Origin of the sequence: Variovorax ureilyticus (assembly GCF_037889935.1) — a bacterium.
GTDB lineage: Bacteria > Pseudomonadota > Gammaproteobacteria > Burkholderiales > Burkholderiaceae_C > Variovorax > Variovorax ureilyticus.
Window position 1 is genome coordinate 41,085 of sequence record NZ_JBBKZU010000010.1, and the last position, 22,820, is coordinate 63,904.

The 22,820-nt window shown below is 67.9% G+C and carries 19 protein-coding genes; 7 read left to right on the forward strand and 12 right to left on the reverse strand.

All coding sequences use genetic code 11. The features are described 5' to 3' along the window. The first annotated feature begins 16 nt into the window (after nucleotides 1–16). Nucleotides 17–541, forward strand: coding sequence for a hypothetical protein (locus WKW77_RS21765; RefSeq protein ID WP_340358970.1), 525 nt, complete (start codon nucleotides 17–19; stop codon nucleotides 539–541). On the opposite strand, the gene WKW77_RS21770 is transcribed toward WKW77_RS21765, so the two are convergent. From WKW77_RS21770 to apbC, 6 genes are all read right to left on the reverse strand, one after another. Beyond that, nucleotides 542–907, reverse strand: coding sequence for an FHA domain-containing protein (locus WKW77_RS21770; protein ID WP_340358971.1), 366 nt, complete (start codon nucleotides 905–907; stop codon nucleotides 542–544). A gap of 166 nt (nucleotides 908–1,073) precedes the next feature. Then, entirely contained in the window at nucleotides 1,074–1,976 is a 903-nt protein-coding gene (locus tag WKW77_RS21775) for a LysR family transcriptional regulator (protein ID WP_340358972.1), read from the reverse strand. Next, nucleotides 1,958–4,930 carry a formate dehydrogenase subunit alpha gene (fdhF, locus tag WKW77_RS21780; protein WP_340358973.1) on the reverse strand — a complete coding sequence of 991 codons (2,973 nt, stop codon included), beginning with the start codon at nucleotides 4,928–4,930 and terminating at the stop codon, nucleotides 1,958–1,960. The genes WKW77_RS21775 and fdhF overlap by 19 nt, the downstream gene beginning before the upstream one ends. Beyond that, nucleotides 4,927–6,753 (reverse strand): NADH-ubiquinone oxidoreductase-F iron-sulfur binding region domain-containing protein, encoded by a 1,827-nt coding sequence (locus WKW77_RS21785; RefSeq protein WP_340358974.1) that lies wholly within the window; start codon nucleotides 6,751–6,753, stop codon nucleotides 4,927–4,929. Before WKW77_RS21785 ends, fdhF begins: the two co-directional genes overlap by 4 nt. Nucleotides 6,754–6,905: 152 nt before the next feature. Next, a complete protein-coding gene (locus tag WKW77_RS21790; RefSeq protein WP_340359194.1) occupies nucleotides 6,906–7,862 on the reverse strand; it encodes a LysR family transcriptional regulator in 957 nt (318 codons plus the stop codon). A 132-nt stretch (nucleotides 7,863–7,994) separates the two neighbouring features. After that, a complete protein-coding gene (gene apbC, locus WKW77_RS21795) occupies nucleotides 7,995–9,086 on the reverse strand; it encodes an iron-sulfur cluster carrier protein ApbC (protein WP_340358975.1) in 1,092 nt (363 codons plus the stop codon). A gap of 156 nt (nucleotides 9,087–9,242) precedes the next feature. On the opposite strand from apbC, the gene WKW77_RS21800 reads away from it, so the two are divergent. Both WKW77_RS21800 and WKW77_RS21805 read left to right on the forward strand, forming a co-directional pair. Beyond that, nucleotides 9,243–10,184, forward strand: coding sequence for a CysB family HTH-type transcriptional regulator (locus WKW77_RS21800; protein WP_340358976.1), 942 nt, complete (start codon nucleotides 9,243–9,245; stop codon nucleotides 10,182–10,184). A 32-nt stretch (nucleotides 10,185–10,216) separates the two neighbouring features. Beyond that, the gene (locus tag WKW77_RS21805) at nucleotides 10,217–11,482 is read left to right on the forward strand and encodes a patatin-like phospholipase family protein (RefSeq protein WP_340358977.1); all 1,266 of its coding nucleotides are present in this window, start codon (nucleotides 10,217–10,219) and stop codon (nucleotides 11,480–11,482) included. Here WKW77_RS21805 and WKW77_RS21810 read toward each other — a convergent pair. Beyond that, nucleotides 11,457–11,924: a GNAT family N-acetyltransferase gene (locus WKW77_RS21810; RefSeq protein ID WP_340358978.1), complete on the reverse strand. Its 468-nt coding sequence runs from the start codon at nucleotides 11,922–11,924 to the stop codon at nucleotides 11,457–11,459. The two genes, WKW77_RS21805 and WKW77_RS21810, sit on opposite strands and share 26 nt — an antisense overlap. Before the next feature lie 130 nt (nucleotides 11,925–12,054). Between WKW77_RS21810 and metG the strand changes: the two genes are divergently transcribed. From metG to WKW77_RS21825, 3 genes are read left to right on the forward strand one after another with little or no spacing between them, the layout of a single operon-like run. Then, a complete protein-coding gene (metG, locus tag WKW77_RS21815; RefSeq protein ID WP_340358979.1) occupies nucleotides 12,055–14,133 on the forward strand; it encodes a methionine--tRNA ligase in 2,079 nt (692 codons plus the stop codon). Next, nucleotides 14,133–14,351, forward strand: coding sequence for a hypothetical protein (locus tag WKW77_RS21820; RefSeq protein WP_340358980.1), 219 nt, complete (start codon nucleotides 14,133–14,135; stop codon nucleotides 14,349–14,351). The genes metG and WKW77_RS21820 overlap by 1 nt, the downstream gene beginning before the upstream one ends. A gap of 35 nt (nucleotides 14,352–14,386) precedes the next feature. Then, nucleotides 14,387–16,069 (forward strand): SulP family inorganic anion transporter, encoded by a 1,683-nt coding sequence (locus WKW77_RS21825; RefSeq protein WP_340358981.1) that lies wholly within the window; start codon nucleotides 14,387–14,389, stop codon nucleotides 16,067–16,069. Between the two features lie 4 nt (nucleotides 16,070–16,073). Here WKW77_RS21825 and WKW77_RS21830 read toward each other — a convergent pair whose 3' ends face one another. Genes WKW77_RS21830 through WKW77_RS21845 form a run of 4 tightly spaced genes read right to left on the reverse strand, consistent with a single transcriptional unit; the run spans nucleotide 16,074 to nucleotide 20,266 of the window. Beyond that, nucleotides 16,074–17,072, reverse strand: coding sequence for a Bug family tripartite tricarboxylate transporter substrate binding protein (locus WKW77_RS21830; protein WP_340358982.1), 999 nt, complete (start codon nucleotides 17,070–17,072; stop codon nucleotides 16,074–16,076). 47 nt (nucleotides 17,073–17,119) lie between these two features. Further along, entirely contained in the window at nucleotides 17,120–18,085 is a 966-nt protein-coding gene (locus WKW77_RS21835) for a tripartite tricarboxylate transporter substrate binding protein (protein WP_340358983.1), read from the reverse strand. A gap of 52 nt (nucleotides 18,086–18,137) precedes the next feature. Continuing rightward, nucleotides 18,138–19,061 (reverse strand): hydroxymethylglutaryl-CoA lyase, encoded by a 924-nt coding sequence (locus WKW77_RS21840; RefSeq protein WP_340358984.1) that lies wholly within the window; start codon nucleotides 19,059–19,061, stop codon nucleotides 18,138–18,140. 8 nt (nucleotides 19,062–19,069) lie between these two features. Beyond that, on the reverse strand, nucleotides 19,070–20,266 hold the full coding sequence (locus WKW77_RS21845) for a CaiB/BaiF CoA transferase family protein (protein WP_340358985.1): 1,197 nt from the start codon (nucleotides 20,264–20,266) through the stop codon (nucleotides 19,070–19,072). A 163-nt stretch (nucleotides 20,267–20,429) separates the two neighbouring features. Here WKW77_RS21845 and prpR point away from each other — a divergent pair, with 163 nt between their 5' ends. Then, on the forward strand, nucleotides 20,430–22,358 hold the full coding sequence (prpR, locus tag WKW77_RS21850; protein ID WP_422823242.1) for a propionate catabolism operon regulatory protein PrpR: 1,929 nt from the start codon (nucleotides 20,430–20,432) through the stop codon (nucleotides 22,356–22,358). Here prpR and WKW77_RS21855 read toward each other — a convergent pair. Further along, nucleotides 22,355–22,804 carry an outer membrane protein assembly factor BamE gene (locus WKW77_RS21855; protein ID WP_340359196.1) on the reverse strand — a complete coding sequence of 150 codons (450 nt, stop codon included), beginning with the start codon at nucleotides 22,802–22,804 and terminating at the stop codon, nucleotides 22,355–22,357. The two genes, prpR and WKW77_RS21855, sit on opposite strands and share 4 nt — an antisense overlap. Nucleotides 22,805–22,820: the final 16 nt, after the last annotated feature.

Consider the following 22,820-nt stretch of genomic DNA (forward strand, 5'->3'; position numbering starts at 1 on the left):
ACAGAAGGTCCTGCACATGAGCTACTACGACTGCGATTTCGCCCCTGGAGCCCTCGAGGTCAAGGTGTCGGACCTGCTCATCGCCACGCCGGACTTCTGCGATCCGCTGATCGATCCGGGGGTCCACCAGGTGCTGAAGCTGCTGCGCGAGCAGCAGGCCATGGACGCAGCCTTCGCCTGCGAGGTGGTGGACGGCCAGCGCGTGACGCACCGCTCGCAGACGACGCTGCGGGCCCAGTTCATCGACGAGCAGGCAGAGCCGCTGGAAATGGCCTTCTGCCGGCAGGTGCTCAATGCCCGCGTACCGGCCGGCTGCTACCTCAGCGCCCCGGTGGTGGTGAACGGCGGGGTTTACGGCACCCTGTACTCGTTCAGCTACAGCCCCGATCCGGCCATCGAGGCGCGCGATCTCAAGAAGCTGGAAATGGCCGCGCAACTGGCGGCCCGTTTGATCAGCGAGCGTCGCCCGCGGCCCGCCCCGCCCGTCGCGCAGCACGCCGCGGCGCCGGTGCAGCACCGCGGCGAAGCGCGCGCCGCCTGATCAGCGCGAAGGGACGAGTTGCAGGAACTCGTCCGCCGCAGGCATGAGCCGCAGCGCATCGACCGGTACGTCGACCCGCCTGTTGCACAGGAAGCGAAGCTGGCAATCGCCGACCAGGATCACGTCGCCGTTGGTCAGCTCGTGCGCGCGGACGCGCTCGCGATTCACATAGGTGCCGTTGCGGCTGCCCATGTCGGTGAGGATGTAGTGCTCGCCGGTCCACTGGATGGCCGCGTGGTGGCGGCTTACGCGGTCGCTGTCGATGCACACGTTGTTGGAATGCGAGCGCCCGATGGTGGTGATCGGACCCGCGAGGTTGACCTGCCGCACGCTGCCGTGCCGGGCCAGGATGATCAGTCTTGCCATGCCAGTTCCTGTAGTTCGTTTGACTTGCATCGGAGCTTAGGCCGTCAAGTCCAAACCGAAAGACAGAAACAGAAGGCTTAATCCCGCGCATTTCAGCCCATGCGGGCAGTCAAAGGCATTCCTTCACGAACCGGCGGATCAATACACGTCCGACCCGTTGACCCGGTCACCGACCGCCCTTGCCCTGCCGCCTGAAGCTCATTTCGAGAAAGTCGAGCAGCGCGCGAAGCGCCGCGCTGTTGTGACGCCGTTGCAGGTAGGCGGCGGACAGCCACATGTCGCTGCGGGAGTAGGGCTCCAGCACCGGCACCAGCTCGCCCTGATCGACATGCGGCTGCACCAGCATCTCCGGCATGTAGATCACGCCGAAGCCCTGCATCGCGATCTGGATCAGAGGCGCGGATTCGTTCGAGTCCATGCGCGTTCTCATCTGGACGTCGAAGGGCTTGCCATCGACTTCGAAGCGCCACTGCGGATGCAAGCCCAGGCGCGAATGCGTCAGCGCGTCGTGGTTTGCCAGCTCGCTCGGATGCGTGGGCTTGCCGTGCTTTCTCCAGTAAACCGGCGAAGCGCACACCACCAGACTGCGGCGAGCCAGCTTGCGCACGATGAGGTTCTCGTCCTCGATCGGGCCGAAATGGAACGACAGGTCGATGCCCTCCTCCGCCATGTCGATGCTCCGATTGCTCAGATGCAGGGTGATGCTGACGTCGGGGTAGTGCCCCATGAACTCGCCGATCATCTTCGGCAGGTCGCCCTGCCCCGCGCCGAGCGGCGCCGAGATGCGCAGGCGGCCGGTCGGCCGGCTCGCGTGTTCCTGCACTTCGGCCTGGGTGTCCTCGAACATCTCCATCATCGGCTTGCTGCGCTCGAGCAGCAAAGAGCCGGCATCGGTCAGGCTCACGGCGCGCGTGGAGCGGTTGAGCAGGCGCACGCCGAGCCGCGATTCGAGCTCGGCGATGTACTTGCTGACGGTCGCCTTGGAAACGTCGAGCTTGCTGGCGGCGCGCGAAAAGCTGCCATGGGAAGCAACTTCGCGGAAGGTTCTGATCAAGTCGAGGCTGTCCATGACTGGGGTGGATTGTCCCCCGTCGCGCCGGTTCCGTACCCAGCCGCCGCCATCGGCACCCCGCCGCGCTCGATCTTCACCGCGCAGTACTTGAACTCCGGAATCTTGCCGAAGGGGTCGAGCGCGGCGTTGGTCATGAGATTCGCCGCCGCCTCGTAATAGGCGAAGGGCACGAACACCGCGCCGTGCGGCGTGCCGTCGTCGCGGCGCACGTGGATCGCCACTTCGCCCCGCCGCGAGCGGATCGTGATCACGTCGCCCGGCGCCAGGCCCATCGCCTCGAGGTCGGCCTGGTTCATCGATGCGGTCGCCATCGGCTCCAGCGCATCGAGCACGGTGGCGCGGCGGGTCATGCTGCCGGTGTGCCAGTGTTCGAGCTGGCGGCCGGTGATGAGCACGTACGGGAAGTCGGCATCGGGCCGCTCGGCGGCCGGGATGATGTCCGCCGGCACCAGCTTCACACGACCGTCGTCGGTAGGGAACTTGTCCACGAAGACGATCGGCTGGCCCGGATCGTCCTCGCCGAGGCACGGATAGGTCACGCTCGATTCGCGCTGCAGGCGCTCCCAGCTGATGCCGCTGATCGCCGCGTGCATCGCCTGCCGCATTTCCTCGTAGACCGCCGCGACGCCGGACTCCTCGCCTTCGTACTTCCACGCCAAGCCCATGCGACTCGCCAGCTGCTGGATGATCCAGAGATCGGGCTTCGCATCACCCGGCGGATCGAGCGCGCGGTTGCCGAGCTGCACCATGCGGTCGGTGTTGCTCACGGTGCCGGTCTTCTCGGGCCAGGCGCTCGCGGGCAGCACCACGTCGGCGAGCCACGCGGTCTCGGTCATGAAGATGTCCTGCACCACCAGATGCTCCAGGCTTGCCAGGGCGTGGCGCGCATGGTTCAGGTCCGGGTCGCTCATGGCCGGGTTCTCGCCCATGATGTACATGCCGCGCACCTTGTGCGGGTCGTCATCGGGCGCAAGCGCCTTGTGCATGATCTCGACCACCGTGTAGCCAGGCTTGTCGTCCAGCGGCGTGCCCCAGAAGTTCTCGAACCACGCATGCGCGCCCGCGTCGTCCACGCGCTGGTAGTTGGGGAACATCATCGGGATCAGCCCCGCATCGCTCGCGCCCTGCACGTTGTTCTGGCCGCGCAGCGGATGCAGGCCCGAGCCCGGCTTGCCGATCTGGCCGGTGACCGTGACCAGCGCGATCAGGCAGCGCGCGTTGTCGGTGCCGTGCACGTGCTGGCTCACGCCCATGCCCCAGAGGACCATCGCGCCCTTGGCGGTCGCGAACGCGCGCGCGACCTCGCGCAGCGTCTCGGCCGGAATGCCGCAGATCGGCGCCATCGCTTCGGGGCTGTAGCCCTTCACGTTCTCGCGCAGCGCCTCGAAGTTGTTCGCGCGGTCGCGGATGAAAGCCTCGTCGACCAGCCCTTCGTCGATCACCGCATGGATGAGCGCGTTCAGCATCGCGACGTCGGTGTCGGCCTTGAACTGCAGCGTGCGCCACGCATGTTTGCCGATCTCGGTTCGGCGCGGGTCGGCCAGCACGATCTTCGCGCCGCGCCTGGCCGCGTTCTTCATCCAGGTGGCCGCGACCGGATGGTTCGCCGTCGGGTTGGCGCCGATCACGAAGATCAGGTCCGCATGCTCGACGTCGTTGACCTGGTTGCTCACCGCGCCCGAGCCCACGCCTTCGAGCAGCGCCGCCACGCTCGATGCATGGCACAGGCGCGTGCAGTGGTCGACGTTGTTGCTGCCGAAGCCGGTGCGCACCAGCTTCTGGAACAGGTAGGCCTCTTCGTTGCTGCCCTTGGCCGAGCCGAAGCCCGCCAATGACTTGCGGCCATGCGTGTCGCGCAGGTCCTTGAGCTTGCCGGCGGCGAGCGCCAGCGCCTCCTCCCAGGACGCCTCGCGGAACGCTCCGAGGTAGTCACCGGGGCGCGGTCCGTCGCCCAAGGTCTTGGGGACGCCGGGCTTGCGGATCAGCGGCTTGGTGAGGCGCTGCGGATGGTGCGCGTAGTCGAAGCCGAAACGGCCCTTGACGCACAGCCGGCCGTGGTTCGCCGGGCCGTCGCGGCCGTCGACGCTGACGATCTTTTCATCCTTCACGTTGTAGGTGATCAGGCAGCCGACGCCGCAGAACGGGCACACCGAATCGACCTTGCGATCCACCTGCTGCGAGCCGATGTGGCTCTTGGGCATGAGCGCGCCGGTCGGGCAGGCCTGCACGCATTCGCCGCAGGCCACGCAGGTGCTGTCGCCCATCGGGTCGTCGAGGTCGAAGACGATCTTCGACGCCTGCCCGCGCAGCGCGTAGCCGATCACGTCGTTGACCTGCTCCTCGCGGCAGGCGCGCACGCAGCGGTTGCACTGGATGCAGGCGTCGAGATTCACCGCCATCGCCGGATGCGACACATCGGCCGCAGGCTGCTCGCGGCGCAAGGCCTTGAGTTCGGGCCGCACCGCGACATCGAGCTTGGCCGCCCATTCGCTGAGCTCGCCGTGCTGCCGCGTGGCGTCGTCGCCGATCCATTTGTAGCCCGCGTCGGGCATGTCCGAGAGCAGCATCTCGACGACCATCTTCTGGCTCTTGACCGCGCGCTCGCTCGTCGCTTGCACTTCCATGCCGGCCGCGACCGTGCGGCAGCAGCTCGGCGCCAGGGTGCGCTCGCCCTTCACCTCGACCACGCAAGCGCGGCAGTTGCCGTCGGGGCGCAGGCCTTCCTTGAAGCACAGATGCGGAATGTCGACACCGTGCCGCTTCGCGGCGGTGAGGATGGTCTCGCCCTCGAAGCCTTCCACGGTCTTGCCGTCGAGCTGGAACTGGATCGAGGAGACTGGCTCAGCCCGGTCCAGGGCACCCGCGGAGCCGGCTCCGCCGGGCCGCAGGGGTGCGCCCCCTTGAGGGGGTGCAGAGCCACACGAAGTGGGCGAGGCTAGGGGTGGTCTCATATTTCCTGCGGGAAGTACTTCTGGATGCAGCGGATCGGATTCGGTGCAGCCTGCCCCAAACCGCAGATGGACGCATCGCCCATGACCTGCGCGAGGTCTTCGAGCGTGGCGTTGTCCCACTTCGGCGCTTCCATCAGCGCGGCCGCCTTCGCGGTGCCGACTCGGCACGGCGTGCACTGGCCGCAGCTTTCATGCTCGAAGAAGCGCATCACATTCAGTGCGGCATCACGCGCGCGGTCGTGCTGGCTCAGCACCATCACCGCCGCGGAGCCGATGAAGCAGCCGTGCGGCTGCAGCGTGTCGAAGTCCAGCGGGATGTCGTTCATGCGCGCGGGCAGGATGCCGCCCGATGCGCCGCCCGGCAAGTAGGCGTAAAGCGAGTGGCCGTCCTGCATGCCGCCGCAGTATTCGTCGATCAGCTCCTGCACCGTGATGCCCGCCGGCGCGAGCTTCACGCCCGGCGACTTCACGCGGCCGCTCACGCTGAAGCTGCGCAGGCCCTTGCGCCCGTAGCGGCCGAAGGAGGCGAACCACTGCGGCCCCTTCTGCACGATGTCGCGCACCCAGTAGAGCGTTTCGAAGTTGTGCTCCAGCGTCGGTCGCCCGAACAGGCCCACCTGCGCGATGTAGGGCGGCCGCATGCGCGGCTCGCCGCGCTTGCCCTCGATGCTCTCGATCATTGCGGACTCCTCGCCGCAGATGTAGGCGCCCGCGCCGCGCCGCAGTTCGATGTGCGGCAGCGGGCAAGGCGGATCGGCCTTCAGCCTGGCGAGTTCGGCCTGCAGGAGTTCGCGGCAGTCGTGATATTCGTCGCGCAGGTACAGGTAGCAAGCGTCGATGCCCACGATGTGCGCGGCGATCAGCACGCCTTCGATGAAGCGGTGCGGATCGCGTTCGAGATAGACGCGGTCCTTGAAGGTGCCGGGCTCGCCTTCGTCGATGTTGACCGCCATGAGCTTCGGCGCCGGCTGATCGCGCACGATGCGCCATTTGCGCCCGGTCGGAAAGCCCGCGCCGCCGAGGCCGCGCAGGCCCGAGTCTTCCATGGCGCGGATCACGGTCTCGGCTTCCTTCTCGTTGCCGATCAGGGCCGCGGCCAGCTGGTAGCCGCCATGCGCCCGGTAGGTGGCGTAGTCGGTGTACGCGGGCTGGACCTCGACCGCATCCGGGGGCGGCGAGACGCTTTGCTGCGCCAGTTCGGAGGGCTCGAAGCGCGCCACGGATCGTGTGGCGGACGTTGGCGCCTGCAGCGGTTCGCCGGAAAGCACCGTGGCGAGCACCTTCTCCGCCGTGGCGCAGGACACCGGCCGCTGATGCACCGCCACCGCGGGCGCCTGCTCGCAGCGGCCGATGCAGGGTGCGGGGATCACGCGAACGTCGCCGCGCCCCGCCTGCCCCAGCAGTTCGGGCAGCCGTGCCAGAAGATGCTTCGCACCGGCCATCTCGCACGCAAGGCTTTCGCACACGCGCACCGTCAGTCCCGGCGCCGCGTCGTCGCCGCGCACGACTTCGAAGTGGTGATAGAAGGTTGCGACCTCGAACACCTCCGCCATCGGGATGTTCATGAGCTTCGCGAGCGCCACCAGATGATGGTCATGCAGGCCACCGTGCGCGTCGTTGATCTTGTGCAGGTACTCGATCAGCAGGTCGCGCGGATAGCCGTCGCCCGCTGCTGGACCGATCAGCTCGCGCACCTGCGCCAGCGACGCTTCCTCGGGCTGGCGGCCCTTGAGCTTGCTCTTGCGCCGGATGCGGTCGCGCAACTGGTCGGGCGTCGCGAGCGCGACCGCCGTGATTTTTCCTTGGGTGCCGGGGTGATTCATTTGCCTGGGCCTTGTCACGCCGGGTTCCGCCAGGCGCCTCGTCTCGTGGTCCGCTATTCGACCTGCGAGTGTCGACGCCGCCCCGCGAGGCGTCAAATAGCTTGCGGACATGGCCCGATTCAGAAATTGAATCGATCGCCCGCGCCGGACCTTCAGGCGCTCGAACCGCTCCCCAGCGCACCGCTGTGCAGTTCCACCTGCTCGCGCCATTGCGGCGTCTGCAACATGGCGAGCGCCGCGGCGAGAGCGCGGGAAGGCCGCACGCCCTGCTGCGTCATGAATCCGATGGGGGTCTTCACATCGGGCTCGACGAGCGGCAGCGCTTCGAGATCGCGATGATGGCGCACCGCCGCCACCATGGCACCCGGCAGCACGCTGCACACATTGCCCGCCACCACGGCGAGCACCAGCGCGAGCACCGAGTTCGTCTCGATCGCGGGCGGCACCGTCTTGCCCCCGCCCCGGAAAGCCTGATCGATGATGGCGCGGTTGTGCATGTCCGGCGTCAGCAGGCACAGCGGGAGCGCCGCCGCCTCCGCCCAGGCGATCGGTTTGCCGATGCGCAGCACGTCGGCGGACGGCTGCTCGGCTCGGCGCAGCAGGAAGTAGTGTTCGATGCTCTGCGGCCAGGCATCCAGCTTCACGTCGCGCAGGTGCATGCGCTCGATGTAGCCGAGCGCCAGATCGAGCGTAAGGGTGTCGAGGCCGGTTTCGAGCTCCTGCGAACTCATCGTCAGCACTGCCGGCACGATCCCCGGATGGCGCTGCCGCAGCATCGCGGCGAAGCGCGCGAGCATCGGAATCGCGGTCGGCACCGCTGCCATCCGCAGGTGGCCGCAGGGGTTGCCCTCCTCGCTGCGCAGCTCCTGCTGCAGCACCTCGCTTTCGCGCAGCATGCGCTGCGCGGTCGCCAGCACGCGCTCGCCTTCGTGCGTGAGGCCGACGTAGGTGCGCCCGCGCCGCACGATCACCACGCCGTATTCGGCCTCCAGCGCGCGCAGCGCGTTCGACAGGGCCGGCTGGGTGATATGGCAGGCCTCGGCAGCGCGGCCGAAGTGCCGATGCTCGTCGAGCGCGACGAGGTATCGCATCGAGGCGAGGAGGTTCAGAGCTCGCCCCCAGGCTGCGCGCACGTCGTGTCGCTTCGCCAACCCCCTACCGGGGGCAACACCGGCGGCCCGGCGAAGCCGGTTCCGCGGTGTTTCCGGGATTTGGTTCGCTTCGGTGAAGCGGATGCCATGTCAGGTGTTTTTGCTGACGGTGATGGTCGGGAACTTGGCGGAGAAGTCCTTCGCCTTCTCGGCGATGCCCACCGCGACGCGGCGCGCGACGGCCTTGTAGATGCCCGCCACTTCGCCGTCCGGATCGGCCACCACCGTCGGCTTGCCGCTGTCGGCCTGCAGGCGGATATTGATGTCCAGCGGCAGCGCGCCGAGGTAGTCCATCTTGTATTGCTCGGCCATCTTCCTGCCGCCCTCGGCGCCGAAGATGTGCTCGACGTGGCCGCAGTTCGAGCACACGTGCACCGCCATGTTCTCGACGATTCCGAGGATCGGCACGCCGACCTTCTCGAACATCTTGATGCCCTTCTTCGCGTCGAGCAGCGCGATGTCCTGCGGCGTGGTGACGATCACCGCGCCGGTCATCGGCACGCGCTGCGACAGCGTGAGCTGGATGTCGCCGGTGCCCGGCGGCATGTCGACGATGAGGTAGTCGAGATCCTTCCAGTTGGTCTGGCGCAGGAGCTGCTCCAGGGCTTGGGTCGCCATCGGGCCGCGCCAGATCATGGCCTCGTCCTGGTCGACCAGGAAGCCGATCGACATCACCTGCACGCCGTGGTTCTCCAGCGGCTCCATGGTCTTGCCGTCCTCGCTCTCGGGACGGCGGTCGATGCCGAGCATCATCGGCTGGCTCGGCCCGTAGATGTCGGCATCGAGCAGACCCACCTTCGCCCCCTCGGCCGCGAGCGCCAGCGCGAGGTTGGCCGCCGTGGTGCTCTTGCCGACGCCGCCCTTGCCCGACGCGACCGCGATGATGTTCTTCACGTTGGGCATCAGCTGCACGCCGCGCTGCACGGCGTGGCTGACGACCTTGGTCGTCACGTTGACCGAGACGTTCCCGACGCCCGGCACTGCTTTGGCGGCCGCCACGAGGGCCTTGCGAAGCTCGGGGACCTGGCTCTTGGCCGGATAGCCGAGCTCGATGTCGAACGCGACGTCGCCGCCCTGGATCTGGACGTTCTTCAACGCCTTGGTGCTGACGAAATCCTTGCCGGTATTGGGGTCCTGGACCGCCTGGAGTGCGCTTGCGAGCGCCTCTTGTGTAACTGCCATCTGGGTAACTCCTGTATGGCAGCTAGTCTAGTGCGGCGGCGGCCGACGGCGCGGCGACCCGGCGATTGCCCATCGCGGCCAAAGATCATTTCCCCATTTGGAACCAACGAATCGGTCGTTCGCGTCCGGCGCGCCGCTCGGGACAATGAAGGCCTCATGAATTTCCAACAACTGCGCTCGGTGCGCGAGGCCGTGCGCTGCGGCTTCAACCTGACCGAAGTCGCCCATCAGCTTCATACCTCCCAGCCCGGCGTGAGCCGGCAGATCCGCGAACTCGAGGAAGAACTCGGCATCGAGCTCTTCGTGCGCGCCGGCAAGCGCCTCACCGGACTCACGGAGCCGGGCGGCCACGTGCTGCCGATCATCGAGCGCATGCTGATGGAAAGCTCGAACCTGCGGCTCGCCGGCCAGGAATTCGTCGCCCGCCAGACGGGGCTGCTCTCCGTCGCCGCCACGCACTCCCAGGCACGCTATGCGCTGCCGGTGGCCGTGCAGGAGTTCCGCGCGCAGTTTCCCGACGTGAAGCTGCACCTGCACCAGGGCTCGCCGAAGCAGATCGCGCAGATGCTGCTCGGCGGCGAGGTCGACGTCGGCATCGCGACCGAGGCGCTCGGCGACTACCCGCAGCTCGTCGCGCTGCCCTGCTATCGCTGGACGCACTCGGTGGTGGTGCCGCCGGGGCATCCGCTGCTGAGCGTGCCACTGACGCTGGAGGCGCTCGCGAAGCATCCGCTGATCACCTACGACACCGGCTTCACCGGCCGCACGCGCATCGACAAGGCCTTCGAGGAGCGCGGGCTCTCGCCCAACATCGTGCTGACCGCGATGGATGCGGATGTCATCAAGACCTACGCACAACTGGGGATGGGCGTGGGCGTCGTCGCGGGCATCGCCTACGAGGCCGAGCGCGACACGCAGCTTCGGGCGCTCGATGCCGGCGAGCTCTTCGGCATCCACCTGACCAAGCTCGCGGTGCGGCGCGGAAGCTATCTGCGCGGCTATGTGCATGCCTTCATCGAATCCTTTGCGCCGACCCTGCCGCGCGAGGTGGTCGAAAAGGCGCTGGCGGACGATCCCGCGGAGGAGATCGAATCCTGATCGCCGGGACGGGGTACGCTTGCGCCCAGCGCATGCCTTCCGTCCCGAACGATCCGCCAAGCTTCGAATCCTCTGCGACCGGCCTGGTCCTGACCGGCGGCGGTGCGCGTGCGGCCTACCAGGTCGGCGTGCTGCAGGCGATCGGCCGGCTGCGGCGCAGCGCGGGCGGGCGCTCGCGCTTCAGTCCCTTCCAGATCATCACCGGCACGTCGGCGGGCGCGATCAACGCGGCGGCGCTCGCGTGCGGGGCCGACGACTTCGAAGCCACGGTCCGCATGATCGGGCGGGCGTGGTCGGGACTCGGCCCCGGGCAGGTCTACCGCGCCGATGCGCTGAGCGTGGTGCGCAGCGATGCGCCCTGGGCGCGGTTGCTGTCTGCCGGCTGGCTCATCGCCAGGTGGCGGCGCAGCGGACTGCGCTCGCTGCTCGACAACACGCCGCTGCGCCAGTTGCTCGCGCAGATGGTGCCGCTGCAGCGGCTCGACGAGCTCATGGCGAAGGGACACCTCGACGCCTTGGCGGTGACCGCTTCGAGCTACGGTTCGGGCGAGCACGTGACCTTCTATCAGGCCGGCCCGCAGCAGCAGCCCTGGGTCCGGTCGAAGCGCACGGCGGTGCCGGTGCGCATCACCCACGACCACCTGCTCGCGTCATCTGCCATTCCCTTCGTATTCCCGGCGACCGCACTCGACGTGGGCGGCCATCTCGAGTACTTCGGCGATGGCTCGATGCGGCAGTCGGCACCGCTGTCGGCGGCAATTCATCTGGGCGCGCAGCGCATTCTCGCGATCGGCTCCGGCCGCATCCAGGAGCCGCAGGATCTCCTCGCGCCCAACGCGCTCAGCGGCTACCCGTCGCTCGCGCAGATCGCGGGGCACACGCTGTCGAGCATCTTCCTGGATTCGCTGACTGCCGATGTCGAGCGCCTGAGCCGGATCAACGCGACGCTCGCGCTGATCCCGCTCGAAGAGCGTCATCGCACCGCACTGCGGCACGTCGAGCTGCTGCTGATCGCGCCGTCTCAGCGGGTGGACGTGATTGCCGCACGTCATGCCCACGCATTGCCGCCCGCAGTGCGCAGCCTGCTCGGCGAACCCTCGATGCCGCGCGCGGCGGAAGAGCTCAAGGGCGCGGCGCTGGCCAGCTACCTGTTGTTCGAGAAGGCCTTCACGCGCGAGCTGATCGCGCTCGGGCGGTCGGATGCGATGGAGCGGCGCGACGCGATCCGCCGATTCTTCGGCTGGAAGCGCAGCGAGGCTGCGCCGGACGGTCTCAGGGCTCTGCGGCGAGACGCTTGACCATCCGCACCGCGTCTTCCACGTCCTCGTAGTAGCCCGGGCTGGAGGCGTATTCCGAGAAGCCGTGGCGCCGATAGAAGGCCTTGGCCGTCGCATTGCCGATCCGCGCCTCCAGCCGGATCGCCTGCATGCCTGCCACGGCGGCCGTGGCTTCGAGCCACGCCAAAAGCGCCGAGCCCACGCCGGAGCGCCGCTGCTGAGCCCGCACTGCGAAAAGTACGATGTGCGCCTCGTCGTCCCCGTACTGCATGATCCCGAAGCCGAGCAGCACGCCGTCCCGGCGCGCGATCGCCACGTTGGTCTCCTCGCTGCGGATGGCGCGCAGCACGCGACGCTCGGTCCATCGCCACGACAGGCCCCGCTCGATCGCGTCGCGCGACAGCTCCGCGATCTCCCTGGCGTCGGCGGCCTGGGCGAGGGTGATTTCGTAAGCGGTGATCACGGGGGAACTCCGGTTGGCGGGACGACTATAGCCCCGCCACCTAAAATGCGTGTCCTTCCGCCGGCCCGGCGGCCGCCGCCGCACTCCGGGCCAGCCTGTTTCTGATCTCCCCCGAAAGCGCCCTCGCGATATGTCCCAGCGCAAAATCTTCGTCACCACCGCCCTGCCCTACGCCAACGGCAAGTTCCACGTCGGCCACATCATGGAATACATCCAGGCCGACATCTGGGTGCGCTTCCAGCGCATGCAGGGCCACATGGTGCACTTCGTGGGTGCCGACGACGCGCACGGCGCGCCGATCATGATCGCGGCCGAAAAGGCCGGCAAGACGCCGCAGGAGTTCGTCGGCGAGATCGCCGCGGGCCGCAAGGAATACCTCGACGGATTCCACATCCGCTTCGACAACTGGCACTCGACCGACAGCGCCGAGAACACCGAACTGGCCCAAGGCATCTACAAGAAGCTCAAGGCCGGCGGCATGATCGCCACGCGCACCATCGAGCAGTTCTACGACCCGGTCAAAGGCATGTTCCTGCCCGACCGCTACATCAAGGGCGAGTGCCCGGTGTGCCACGCCAAGGACCAGTACGGCGACGCCTGCGAAGTGTGCAGCAGCGTCTATTCGCCGACGGAACTCATCAACCCGTATTCGACGCTGACGGGCGCCACGCCCGAACTGCGCAGCTCGGAGCACTTCTTCTTCAAGCTGTCCGACCCGAAGGTGGTGGACTTCCTGAAGACCTGGACGCAGGACGGCAAGCTGCAACCCGAGATGGCCCGCAAGGCCAGCGAGTGGTTCGAAGCCGGCATGGCCGACTGGGACATCTCGCGCGAGGCGCCCTACTTCGGCATCGAGATCCCCGACGCGCCGGGCAAGTACTTCTACGTCTGGCTCGACGCGCCGGTGGGCTATCTCGCGAGCCTGAAGAGCCACTTCGACAAGGGCCAGGCGGCCAAGCACTGGCACGAGCCCTCGCGCACCGCACAGAGCTTCGACGACTTCGTGGCCGATCCCTCCGTGGAGCAGGTGCACTTCATCGGCAAGGACATCGTCTACTTCCACACGCTGTTCTGGCCCGCGATGCTGCAGTTCAGTGGCCGCAAGACGCCGAACCAGGTCAACGTGCACGGCTTCATCACGGTCTCGGGCGAGAAGATGAGCAAGAGCCGCGGCACCGGCATCGATCCGCTCAAGTACCTCTCGATCGGCATGAATCCCGAGTGGCTGCGCTACTACATCGCGGCCAAGCTCAACGCCAAGGTGGAAGACGTCGACTTCACGGCCGAAGACTTCATGGCCCGCGTAAATGCGGACCTGATCGGCAAGTACATCAACATCGCGAGCCGCGCGGCGGGCTTCGTCGCCAAGCGCTTCGGCGGCAAGCTGGGTGCGGTGTCGGCGGACGGCACCGCGCTGCTGTCGGCGCTGCAAGCGGCTTCGGCGCCGATGCAGACGCTCTACGACACCCGCGACTACGCACGCGCACTGCGCGAGATCATGGCGCTGGCCGACAAGGTCAACGAGTACGTCGACCAGAACAAGCCCTGGGAGCTCGCGAAGAAGGAAGGGATGGATGCACGCCTGCACGACGTGTGCACCGCCTGCATCGAGGCCTTCCGCCTGCTCACGATCTACCTGAAGCCGGTGCTTCCGGCGCTTGCGGCGCAGGTCGAAGCCTTCCTGGGCACCGCGCCGCTGGTCTCCGCCGACGCCGGCAAGCTGCTCGGCGCGGGCCACCCGATCAATGACTACAAGCACCTGATGCAGCGCGTCGATGCCAAGCAGCTCGACCAGCTGTTCGAGCTGCCGGAGCCCGCGGCCGAGGCCCCGGCCGCGACGCAACTGCCTGGCGGCGAAGGCATCGCGCCGACGATCACGATCGACGATTTCGCGAAGATCGACCTGCGCATTGCGAAGATCGTGGAATGCCAGAAGGTCGAAGGCTCGACCAAGCTGCTCCATCTCACGCTCGACGTCGGCGAAGGCAGGACGCGCAACGTGTTCTCGGGCATCGCCTCGGTCTACCAGCCCGAGCAGCTCGTAGGCAAGCTCACCGTGATGGTCGCGAACCTGGCGCCGCGCAAGATGAAGTTCGGAGTTTCCGAGGGCATGGTGCTGGCCGCCAGCCACGCGGACGAGAAGGCGACGCCGGGCATCTACGTGCTCGAACCCTGGCCGGGCGCCACCCCCGGCATGCGAGTCAGGTGATGCTGCGTCGGATCGCCTTGCTGGTCGTGCTCGGGGGCACCGTGGTCCTGACGGGCTGCGCGGTCGCGGGCGCGGCGGTCACCGTGACGAGCACCGCGGTGAGCGTGGGCGCCGGCGCGGTCGGACTCGCGGCCGATGCCGCGATCGGCACCGCGCGCATCGCCGGCAAGGCGGTGGGCGCCGCTGCCGATGCGGTGCTGCCCGGCGACTCGGATTAGCGAATTCGCCGCGGGGCGCGTCCACAATAGCGCCCATGACTCCGCGCCCGAAGCTCCCTCCGTTTCGTCCCCGGCTGATCGACGCGCTCGCGGGCTACAACCGGGAACGATTCCTCAAGGATGTCGGCGCGGGCGCGACGGTGGGCATCGTGGCCCTGCCGCTCGCGATGGCCTTCGCGATCGCATCCGGACTGAAGCCCGAGGCCGGCATCTGGACCGCGATCGTCGCGGGCTTCCTCATCTCCGCGCTCGGCGGCTCGTCGGTGCAGATCGGCGGACCCGCGGGCGCCTTCATCGTGATCGTCTACGGCATCGTCGAGCGCTACGGCGTGGCGAACCTGCTGATCGCCACCGCGTGCGCCGGCGTGCTGCTGTTCCTGCTGGGCCTGTTCCGGCTCGGCACGCTGGTGCGCTACGTGCCCGTGTCCATCGTGATCGGCTTTACCAACGGCATCGCGGCGCTGATCCTCATCTCGCAGATCAAGGACTGGCTCGGGCTGTCGATCGACAAGATGCCCGCGGACATGTTCTCGCAGCTTCACACGCTGGCGACGAACCTCGACACGTTCAACCCCTACGCCTTCGGCCTCGGGCTGGCCTGCCTCGCCGGCCTGTTCACATGGCCGCATCTGCTGCGCGAGAAGACGCGGGTCGGCCAGACGGTGCGCATCGTGCTCGGCCGCTTCGCCAACACGCGGACGGCGCAGGTGAGTTCGCGCGTGCCGGGGCCGATCGTCGCGCTGGTCACGCTGACGCTGGTGTCGTATGGATTCGGCCTGCATGTCGAGACCATCGGCACCCGTTTCGGCGGCATCCCGCAGGGCCTTCCGGCGTTCGAACTGCCCGATTTCTCGTGGGAGACGGTCAAGCAGCTCGTGACGCCGACGCTCACCATCGCGGCGCTGGGCGCGATCGAGTCGCTGCTGTGCGCGCGCGTCTCGGACCAGGTGAGCGGATTGCCGCGCCACGATCCCAACCAGGAACTGATGGCCCAGGGCATCGCGAACACGATCGTGCCCTTCTTCGGCGGCATGCCGGCGACGGGCACCATCGCGCGCACCGTGACCAACGTGCGGGCCGGGGCCACGTCGCCGATCGCAGGCATCGTGCATGCGATCACGCTGATGGCGGTGGTGCTCGTTGCGGCGCCGCTCGCGCAGCATGTGCCGCTCGCGGTGCTGGCCGGCATCCTGGTCTCCGTGGGCTGGAACATGGGCGAATGGCGCGAGTTCTCGCCCTACATGCTGCGGCGCTTCAGCCGCCACTACCGCCTGTTGATGCTGGGCACCTTCTTCCTCACGGTGGTGTTCGATCTCACCGTCGCCGTGCAAGCGGGGATTGTGCTCGCCTGCGCGCTCTTCATCCGGCGCATGAGCGGGCTGTTCAACGTCGAGATGGTCTCGCTGGAGCCGCCGGTCCTCACCTTCAGGCTCTACGGCGCGCTGTTCTTCGGCGCCGCCGCGAAGCTGGACGAGACGGTCCAGGCGGTCGAGCGCGCACCGCGCGGCATGACGGTGGTGCTCGACGCGATGCACCTGATCTTGCTCGACGCCACCGGCCTCGACGCGCTGCGGCAGTTGCACAAGGCGGTGCTCGCGCGCGGTGGTGCGCTCAGCATCGAGTCGCTGCAGCCGCAGCCGCTGGAGACGATCGTCCGCTCCGGCTTCGCGGACGAACTCGCGTCCGGCATGCCGCGCGACGAGGCGGACGACGCCTGAACGCTCAGTCCACCTTGATGTTCGCCGTCTTCACGATCTCGGCGTAACGCTTCAGGTCGGACTGGATCTGCTGCCCGAACTCGGCGGAGGTGTTGCCCGATGCGGTGATGCCCAGCGCCGCCAGCCGCTCCTTGACTTCAGGTGTATGGACGACCGCATGGATCTCTCGCTGCAGCCTGTCGACGATCGACTGCGGCGTCCTCGCCGGCGCGAGGATGCCGATCCAAGAGCTGGATTCGAAGCCCGGAACACCCGACTCCGCGACGGTCGGCACCTTGGGCAGTGACGCGAGGCGCTGGGTGCTCGACACCGCGATGGCATTGACCTGCCCCTTCTGCACGAAGGGATAGGCCCCGGCCACCGCGGTGTAGAGCATCGGCAGCGTGCCACCCACCACATCCGCCATCGCCTGGCCGCCGCCCTTGTAGGGCACGTGAACGAAGTTGGCGCCGGTGCGCACCTTGAGGAGTTCGCCCGCAAGATGCGGCGTGCTGCCGGTGCCGGCGCTGCCGTACGACACGCCGGCCGGGTTCGACTTCGAATAGGCCACCAGCTCCTCGAAGGTCTTCGCGGGCACCGAGGGATGCGTCACGATGATGAGCGCCGCATCCCCGATCTTGCTGACGGGCACGAAGTCCTTCACCGGATCGAAGGGCACCTTGCCGTAGACATGCGGATTGATGACCAGCGTGCCGTCGAAGCCCACCACCAGCGTGTAGCCGTCCGGCGGCGCGACGGCGGCCATCTGCGTGCCGATGTTGCCGGACGCGCCGGGCCGGTTGTCGACCACCACCTGCTGCCCCAGCCGCTGGCCGAGACGGTCGGCGACCAGGCGCGCGCCCGTGTCGGTCACGCCGCCGGGCGCGAAGGGAACGATCAGGCGGATCGGCTTGGTCGGATAGTCGTCCGCCGACGCGGGCGCGGCGACGCTCGCGACGGTTGCGAACACGACCAGGGCCCGCAGGGCGAATCGCAGGGGCGTCCGTAGGTAGTGGGTTGTCATGGTTCTCTTGTCTCCGTTGTCATTGTGAAATTCGTGCGGGCCATGCGCTATTCGGGCTGGATGCCGCCGCGCTGCGCCACCAGCGACCATTTTTCGGTCTCGCCCGCGAGGAACTTGCGGAACTCGGCCGGCGGCGTGAGCACCAGTTGCGCGCCCTGCGCATCCATCTGCTTGACGACGGCCGGATCGGCAGCGACCTTGCGCAAGTCCTCGTTGATGCGGGTGACGATGGCCGCCGGCATGTTCGCCGGCCCGAACATGCCGTACCAGTTGAGCGACTCGACCTCCTTCAGCCCGGCCTCCTTGAAGGTCATCGCGTCGGGAAAGATCGCCATGCGCTGGTCTGCCGCCACGCCGACCACGCGCAGCGCGCCCGAGCGCACGTGCGGCAGTGCCGTCAGCACGCTGGTGACGCCCAGCGGCAGATGGCCACCGATGATGTCGACCATGATCGGCGCACCCCCTTTGTACGGAACGCCGCTCAGCTTCAAATGGCCGGACTGCCGGATGAGCTCGCCGGTCAGGCGCGTCTGCCCTTCGGAATAGCCGACGGCCAGTTCCTCCGAGCGGGCGGCCTTCACGACATCGTTCAGCGTCTTGTACGGGCCGTTCGCCGCCGCGACCAGCACCATCGGCGAGCTCGCGATGTTGGTCACGGGCGTGAAGGCATGCGCGGTGTCGTAGGGCATGCTCTTCATCAGCACCGGATTGATCGCATGCGAGCCGACCACCAGCAGCAGGGTGTGGCCGTCGGGCGCGGCCTTGGCGACGTAGCTCGATCCGATGACGCCGTTGGCGCCGGTGCGGTTCTCGACCACCACCGACTGGCCCCAGAGCTCGGTCAGCTTCTGCGCCATGAGCCGGCCGACGATGTCGGTGCCGCCGCCCGCCGCATAGGGCACGACGAGCGTGACGGGCTTGTGCGGGAACTTCGCGTCGTTGCCTTGCGCCCATCCGGCGGTGGCGACAAGGGCGGCGAGCGCCGCGATCGTGGCGCGGCGGGTGGAAGTCATGGGGCTGTGCATCTTGGCTTGTCTCTTTCTGTTCATGGGATGAGGTGCGTGTTCAGGCTTCCTTCGGCTGGCGCGCCTTCTCGCGCTGCCGTCGCAGCCAGGGGATGGCGCGCCCGCCGAGCGGACGCTGGAGCTGCGACTCGGCGAAGTCCACCGCGTCGATCAGGCGGTCGGTCGAGATGCCGGTCTCGAAGCCGCTCTGCGCGGCCATCAGCACGAGGTCTTCGGTGGCGACGTTGCCGGCTGCGCCCGGCGCGAAGGGACAGCCGCCGATGCCGCCCACGCTCGCATCGAAGCGGCGCACGCCGGCTTCCAGCGCCGCCCAGGCGTTGGCGACCGCCATGCCGCGCGTGTCGTGGAGATGCACCGCGAGTTTCGCCAAGGGCACCGCCTCGCGCAGCGCGGCGAAACGCGCCTTCACCTGGGCCGGCGATGCCGAGCCGATGGTGTCGGCGATCACGATCTCGTCCGCGCCGGCCTGATGCATGCGCGCGGCGAGGCGCACCACCTCGGCAAGCGGCGTCGTGCCTTCGAAGGGACAGTCGAACGCGACCGCCACGTAGGCGCGGGTGCGCAGGCCGAGGCGGTGCGCGGCGGCCAGCGTCTGCTCGCTGACCTCGGTGGCTTGCGCCAGTCCCATGTTGATGTTCTTGAGGTTCATCGTCTCGGTGGCGGAGAGCACCACCGCGATCTCCTGCGCGCCGGCCGCGTGCGCGCGCTCCAGCCCCTTGAGGTTGGGCACGAGCACCGAGCAACGCAGATCGGGCAATGCCGCCGTCAGGCGCGGCACCAGTTCGGCAGCATCGGCCATCTGCGGCACCGCCTTGGGCGAGACGAAGCTGGTCGCCTCCACGCTCTGCACGCCGGCTTCGGCGAGCAGGCGGACGAGCGCCAGCTTGGCGTCGGTCGACACCGGCACGCGCTGGTTCTGCAAGCCGTCGCGCGGTGCAACGTCGGTGATGTGGATTCGCTCCATGGCCGGCCTCAGGCGATCACGCGATCGCGGCCGAGCGCATCGATCTGTTCGGCCGAATAGCCGGCCACCTCGGCCAGCACGCTGCGCGTGTGCTCGCCGAGCGCGGGCGGCGTGGTGAAGGCCGCCGGCTTCGCTGCGGACAGCTTGATCGGGTTGCCCGGCATGCGCAGCTTCTCGCCCGACTGAAGCGGCACTTCGACCACCATGTCGCGCGCGCGCACCTGCACGTCATCGAGCGCCTGCGCGAAGTTGTTGACCGGGCCGCACGGAATGCGCGCCGCACGCAGGCGTTCCAGCCAATGGGCAGTGGAATGCTTGCGCAGTTCGGCGCCGACGATCTCGTCGATCTCGGCCTTCGCCGCCAAGCGCACCGGCTGCTGCCGGTACTCGGGCTTGCGCAGCGCGGGCAGGTCGATGAAGTCGACGAAGCGCTCGAAGAAGGCATCGCCGATGCACGCGATGATGATGTGCCCGTCCGCCGTCGGATAGCTGTTGTAGGGCACATGCACGAAGTGCCCGTTGCCGATGCCCGCCGGCACATGGCCGGACATCAGGTGCATGGTGGCCATGTAGTTGAGCAGCGAGATCTGCGCGTCGAGCATCGAGATGTCCACATGCTGGCCTCGCCCGGTGCGCTCGCGCTCGGCGAGCGCCGCCAGCACGCCCATCGCGCCGAACATGCCGCCCCCGAGGTCGCCGATCGGGATGCCGCTGCGCGTGGGGCCGGTCTCGGGCGTGCCGGTGATCGACATGCCGCCGCCCATGGCCTGTACCACCTGGTCGAAGGCGGGACGCTGGGTTTCCGGGCCGGTCTGGCCGAAGCCGGTGACGGAGCAGGTGACGATGCGCGGATTCACCTGCACGAGCGATGCGTGGTCGATGCCCAGCCGCCCGGTGACGCCGACGCTGAAATTGTCGAACACCACGTCGGCATGGCGTACGAGATCGAGGAACACCGCCTTGCCCGCCTCGCTCTTGAGATCGACGCAGACGCTCTGCTTGTTGCGATTCAGCGTGAGGTAGTAGGCGCCCATGCCGTCCCGCGCGTAGTCCGGGTCGTTTTCGAGCAGCCTGCGCGTGCCCTCACCGGTGCCGGGCGGCTCGACCTTGATGGTTCGCGCGCCGAGGTCTGCCAGGAGCATGGTGCCGTAGGGACCCGAGAGCATGTGGGTCAGGTCCAGCACGGTGATGTGTTCGAGTGCCAAGTTCGGGGTCTCCATAGAACGGTTTGACACCTATATTGCAGCGGCCGTGCCAACCTGGCTGATGGTTCGCAAACCCTTGATTTACAACGACTTTTCTATTTTGACCACGACATAATGGCGTCTTGTGAGACACTTTTGAAACATAACTCTGTTTCATTGAGACATGACCATTCCTCAAAACAGCCGCGCCCGCCTGCCGCGCCTGTGCTTCCTGAGCTACCGGCAGATCCGCGAATTCGCGATGCCCGTGGTCGCGGAGTACACCGGCCGCGCGGAGATCGAGGTGGTCGACGGCACCTTCGGCGGCGCGCTCGCGATCGCGCGCGACCGACTGGAGCGCGGCATGGTCGATGCCTTCGTCAGCGCGGGGTCGAACGCGAGCATCCTGCGCGCGGGGCTGGAGGCGCCGGTGGCGACCATCCAGCTGGGCGGCTTCGACCTGCTGCAGGCGCTCATCAAGGCGCGGCGCATCTCCAGCCGCGTGGGCGTGGTGATGTACGGGCAGACCATTCCCGAACTCGACGCTGTGAAGGACCTGCTCAACATCGAGATCACGCAATACGCCTACCAGACGCCCGACGATGCGCGGCAGCGTTTCGAGCAACTGCGGCGCGATGGGTTCGAGGTCATCGTCGGCTCCAGCCTCGTGGTCGAACTGGCCGAGGAAGCCGGGCTGCACGCCCTCCTCGCCTATTCGCTCGACAGCATCCGCAAGGGCTTCGAGGACGCGATCGAGCTTGCGCGCGTGGCACGACTGGAAGCCGGGCGCTACGAGCAGCTCAACGGCGTGCTGCACAACCTGCAGGAAGCGGTGCTGGCGGTGAACCGCGATCACCGCATCATCGCGGTCAACCCGGCGATGCAGCGGGTGCTCGACAAGCAGCGGCGCCTGCTGGGCCAGCAGCTTGAACTGGTGGAGCCCGAGCTGTCGCTGCAAGCCACGCTCGACGGCGGCGCCGAGGAGCGATCGGTCGTGCTGCGCTATGCCCGGCGCGACTGGATTGCCAATCGCACGCCGATCCGCGAACACGGCGAACTCGTGGGCGCCGCGCTCACGCTGTACGACGCGCGCCGGATCCAGGAAGCCGACACCAGTCTTCGCATGCAGCAACGCCGCCAGCAGAACAGCGCCAGGCACGGATTTGCGAGCCTCATCGGCGAGAGCCCTGGCTTCGTGCGCGCGATGGACACGGCGCGCCGGTACGCGAAGACAGACCTCGGCGTGCTGATCGCCGGCGAAAGCGGCGTCGGCAAGGAGCTTTTCGCGCAGGCCATCCACAACGACAGCACGCGGGCTGACCGCCCGTTCGTCGTGGTCAATTGCGCGTCCTTTCCCGAAACGCTGCTGGAAAGCGAGCTGTTTGGCTACGAGGAAGGCGCGTTCACCGGTTCACGGCGCGGCGGCAAGCGCGGCCTGTTCGAGGCGGCGCACACCGGCACGCTGTTCCTGGACGAGATCGGCGACATGCCGCTGTCGCTGCAGACGCGCCTGCTGCGGGTGCTGCAGGAGCGCGAGATCACCCGGCTGGGCGCGACCGCGCCCGTGCCGGTCGACGTGCGCGTGATCGCGGCCACCCACCAGCCGCTGGAAGAGATGATCGCGGCCAGGCGCTTTCGCCAGGACCTGTACTACCGCGTGAACACGCTGCGGCTCACCGTCCCGCCGCTGCGCGAACGCGGACAGGACATCGCGCTGCTCGCGCAGGCGCACGCCACGCGCTGCCTCCAGCGGCTCGGGTCCCGGCTCGACGCGGCCCGCGCACTTGCCCCGCTCCTGCCGCACTTCCTGGCCGGCGAGTGGCCCGGCAACGTCCGCGAACTGGAAAACATCTGCGAGCGCGTGGCGGTGTTCCTGCTGCAGTTCGACCGCGTGGAGGACATCCGCTACGACGACCTGCGGCATGACTGCCCCGAGCTGTTCGAACGGCATCCCGCGGGCACGCCGCCGGTGCGGGACCACGTGCTCGAAGCGATGCGGCTCGCGGGCGGCAACCGCCAGCGCGCGGCGCGGCAGCTCGGCGTCAGCCGGTCCACGCTGTGGCGCTGGCTGCGCGACCTGAACATCGCGGGAGAACGCGCGGATCCGTCCTAGTTCGCCTCGACGCCGCGGTCGGGCGAAGAGCCGGCGCTCACCACGCGCTGCGCATCATCGACGGTCACGGTGAACACCATTGGCGAATTCGGCGGCTGGACCCAGCGCCAGTCCCATTCGGTCTGCTGCTTGAGCGGATACGGCGTGCGCCTGGCGGGCTTGCCGAGCATCCGCCGCACCTCTTCCACCGGCATGCCGGGCGTGACCTTGGCGAAGTTCTCCGGCGTGAGCACCTGCCGCAGCGCGCTCATCTTGCCGTCGGCGCCGATGGTGATCATGTAGTTCTTCTGGCCCTGCGGCTGGCGGTTGTATTCGAAGACGCGGCCGGCGGGCGTGTCCCACACGTTCTCGGGCTCGCCGAATCGCGACCGCACGTCGGCCTCGGTGGAGACGCCCTCCTCCAGTTCGCTGATGCGCTTCGGGTCACAACCAAAAAGCCAGAACATGGTGGTCAGCAGCAGA